This is a genomic window from Carboxylicivirga litoralis (assembly GCF_025499605.1).
In the GTDB taxonomy this organism is placed as follows: Bacteria; Bacteroidota; Bacteroidia; order Bacteroidales; family Marinilabiliaceae; genus Carboxylicivirga; species Carboxylicivirga litoralis.
Genome location: NZ_JAFMVC010000064.1, coordinates 1 through 3,496 on the forward strand (window position 1 = coordinate 1; position 3,496 = coordinate 3,496).

Consider the following 3,496-nt stretch of genomic DNA (forward strand, 5'->3'; position numbering starts at 1 on the left):
TTAAGTTTTTAGTACACTATTTATTATTCGCTGCCCTTCGCAAGGGCTTGTTTCTGTTTAATGCGAATTGCTTTAGCCCTGATTTTGGCAAGTTTAAGTTTGCGCTCTTTGCCCACTATCACACCTTTGTTCACACTGCCTTTTTCGGTCAGGTCGATGTATTCATCAGCTCGTTTATCAGTAAATGGCTCAAATGATTTAATGGATAAATGCTCCTTGATTGCATAAATCAGGTTATCAAAGCACTTGTTGATGTAAATGCGTTCCTGACCTTGCGGATAAACAGGATGAGAGAACATACCACCTGATACCAAGTAGTTATTAACCCGGTCTTTTTCTTTTAGCTTGTCGTACACATAACATTCAAAGCTTCGGGCAAACATCTCTGCAATATCTTTCCAATAAGCACCTTGAAGTTTTGAGTAGTGATACAGGTAGCTGTCGGTTCTGCGTTTTTTTGTCTCATCAAAATCATTGTAGCTTACTGCTTTATCTTCCAAAGCATAATAACCAAAGCGAAGCATTAGGATAAGCGAAACGATACTTGTATGAACTACCGATTGCCTCTCCTGAAATGTTGGTACAACCTTCTTAAATGAGGTTTTCAGAATATCCTTGAACCAATCTTTTGTTGGCGATGAATTACCACCAATGAAATACTTCTTTCGATACCCTAAACTTTCAATGATTGTATTCAGATAGCTTTCTGAACGAAGCGGTTTCGTTGATAATTCCAAACCATTTAGGTAATGGTCAAAGAAATGACCCCACTCATGGGCTACTGAACCGTCACCGTTTCGTTTGCTTAGGTTGATGAGCTGCCGTGTTGGGTAATAAGTAGCCATTGCTTTACCACCACGACCGAATGCACCAAAAGCAATAGCCAGGGCTTCGTTTATGGATAGGTTGATGTCTAGCACCTCGCATAAATCAACGATGGCTGCAACAAAGTGGCGAATGTGTTCCCTGGCTTCATCATCCTTAACGTAGTTTCCTAATGTGAGCGATTTAAAATGAAGCTTCTTGATAACCGTATTTTCATCCGCTTCTTCAATCAACAAACCGCCTGTGCGTTTGATATATGATAGCGGTACGGCTTCTATTTTAGGCTTGCTACTGCTTTTTGATTTGCTTGTTTTCTTTGTTTCTGCCCAACTCCAATCCGGTTTAAATTCCTTGTATGGGAATCGTTCTTTTTGCTCATCGTATTCTCTTTTTGCATCATTGATAAATCGTGTGCAAACCTGAGTAACATACCTTACATAGTCCTCCACAGTACGAACGCTACTTAACATACCTCCCTGAAAAGTCAGGTCATTTTGCTTGTGGCGTTTCATATCGGCAAGAGAAAGAATTTGCTTTGCAGAATCAATGCAATCCTGTTGGCGTTTAATCCGCTTATCGGTGTATTCTTTCAACCTTTTCGCATGTGGAGCTGCCTGTTCCTTGGTGATACCTGAATATTGATGGGCTTTCATGTAGGTTTCTTTAACCGCAGATGTAGTCCGATAGCCCTTAATGGTAAAGACAATATTGCGAAGTGCCTTACCGAATATCATTCCAAAATCATGCTTACCCACAATCTCACCATTATTAGCAATGGTATCGAGTTGTTGTAAATCCATGATTGAAATGGCATCATTCATAACTTTTACAAAAGCCTCTGCCATCTTCACATATTGCTCCCTGGCTTCTTTAGTGTTGGCATGTGGCTTTGCCGGGAATGCCTGACGAACCTTTACTTTCAGAAAGGCACAACCTGAATCCGTACCATTTTCCTTTTCTGCCTGTGGGTCAACCTTTGGAAATACCTTATCCTTTTTAACCAGCTCGATGGCGGTAGCTTCATCCTGTTCGATGCTGTTTAAATCACTACTACTGATAAGTTTGTTGTACATGGCTTGTTCTTTCCTGGAACCATGAACACGTTTCCCGGCATCTTTAAATTCCCGGTTCTTTTGCTTCTCCTGTAAAGCCTTTTCTACTTCTGTATCAATATCCCCAAGGTCATCATTGGGTGTTGCTAAGTTGGCACAGTAATTTTCGTATAATGACCAATCATTGCTGATAATAAAGAAACCATCATTGGGATTAGGTTTGTAACCTTTCTTTGTTTTGTAGCCATTGCGACCTTCAATGAAGCCTTGTTTGGGTAGAATCCAAACGAAGTCACCTTTTCTCGGTTTATATCGTGTGGCAATAATATCAGTTGCTTTCTCAAAACCTTTATAGATGGGCAAAGCATTGACATTAACGCCCTCTTTAAAACCATTGGCTAAGATGGAATCCTTTGATTTTCCTTTGGTGCGAATATCCTTATGGATGGCTTTGTACTTTTTATAAAACTCCTTCTCGGTCATAGTATGGTCTTGATGTTAGGATGAGTACCAAGCCCGGCAACTGCCCGAAGCTGTTTCTGCTTAATCAGGATTGCCTTTGCACGGAGCTTTACAAGTGTCAATTGCTTGCCGTTGTCGATGCTTATTTTCTTGCCCTTGGGTGTGGATTGCTTTTGTTTGGCCAGTCGTTTGGGGAATTCCTTTTTGTCTTGCTCAAACATCTTCATAGCCTCATTGGTAAGGCTATCGGTTGAGTTGCTTCGTTTTGTTCCTTTATCCAAAAATTCATCGTAGTAATGGCGAGGAATTTTAACCGAAAGGCTGAACCGCTCACCAAGCAGATTAAGAAGTTTAGGCATCTTGCTTTCTTCAACCGAAGCCTTCATATTGCCCGAAACCATTTCAAAACCATCCCGATTATTAACCAGGAGCTTCACCACTTCTTTATCGGTGTAGATGGGTATATGCGTTTTGGTTTTCGGCATGATGACCTTAAAAGTGCCATCATAATGCCTGGCTATTGTAATCCTGTTTTCGGTTGCAATGGTAGCTCCATTACGAAGGCTCATAATGTGCTTTTGCAGCTTGGCAATTGGGGCAACAACATAGTTGTCCGCTTTATTATCGTTATTGTCGGGCGACCATGCCTCGCTCATTAAAATGCCTTTCTGAACACCTCTGCCTTTGGTGGTGAAGCTCACCAACTTTCCTGAAAAGTCCGCAGAGCCTTGTAAGATATTTCCTGTTACGATGTATCGGATTTGGCGGTCTGCCGTGAAGTCTTTAATGGCTTCATCCCAACGCTCAATCAAACTTTCCTTTTGCCCTGTAGTGAGCTGCATACTTCGGCTCATTACACGCTCAATTTCTTTGGCGGTATCGCCAGAAGCCGGGAGAACGATGTATTTACGGCTGTCCGATATGGCAAAGCGAAGCTTCACCGATGAAGGTGCATAAGGATTCTTGCGTTTTGGATTAATATCGAAACCAAGAAATACGCAATAGGAATTGGAACTGCTATCTGTTTCAAAACTGACTGCCGGGTAGAAATAGCCATGACCTACTTTGAAGAACTTGAAAAAGTTGTTCAGGTAGCGTTTGCGGTTCTCGCTTTGTGTTTTGGTCTTGGTAATCTCGGCTTGTTTTCCTTCTTCAAT

At 41.5% G+C, this 3,496-nt stretch carries 2 protein-coding genes; both read right to left on the reverse strand.

All coding sequences use genetic code 11. The features are described from left to right. Window positions 1-23: 23 nt before the first annotated feature. Window positions 24-2,360: an LPD1 domain-containing protein gene (locus J1N10_RS21445; RefSeq protein WP_262328605.1), complete on the reverse strand. Its 2,337-nt coding sequence runs from the start codon at window positions 2,358-2,360 to the stop codon at window positions 24-26. After that, on the reverse strand, window positions 2,357-3,496 hold a 1,140-nt coding region (locus J1N10_RS21450; RefSeq protein WP_262328606.1), incomplete at its 5' end, for a hypothetical protein. The genes J1N10_RS21450 and J1N10_RS21445, both read right to left, overlap by 4 nt.

Bases quoted from the DNA above. Each gene is read 5' to 3' on its own strand.
- J1N10_RS21445 (WP_262328605.1), bottom strand. From the start codon at position 2,360: ATGACCGAGAAGGAGTTTTATAAAAAGTACAAAGCCATCCATAAGGAT.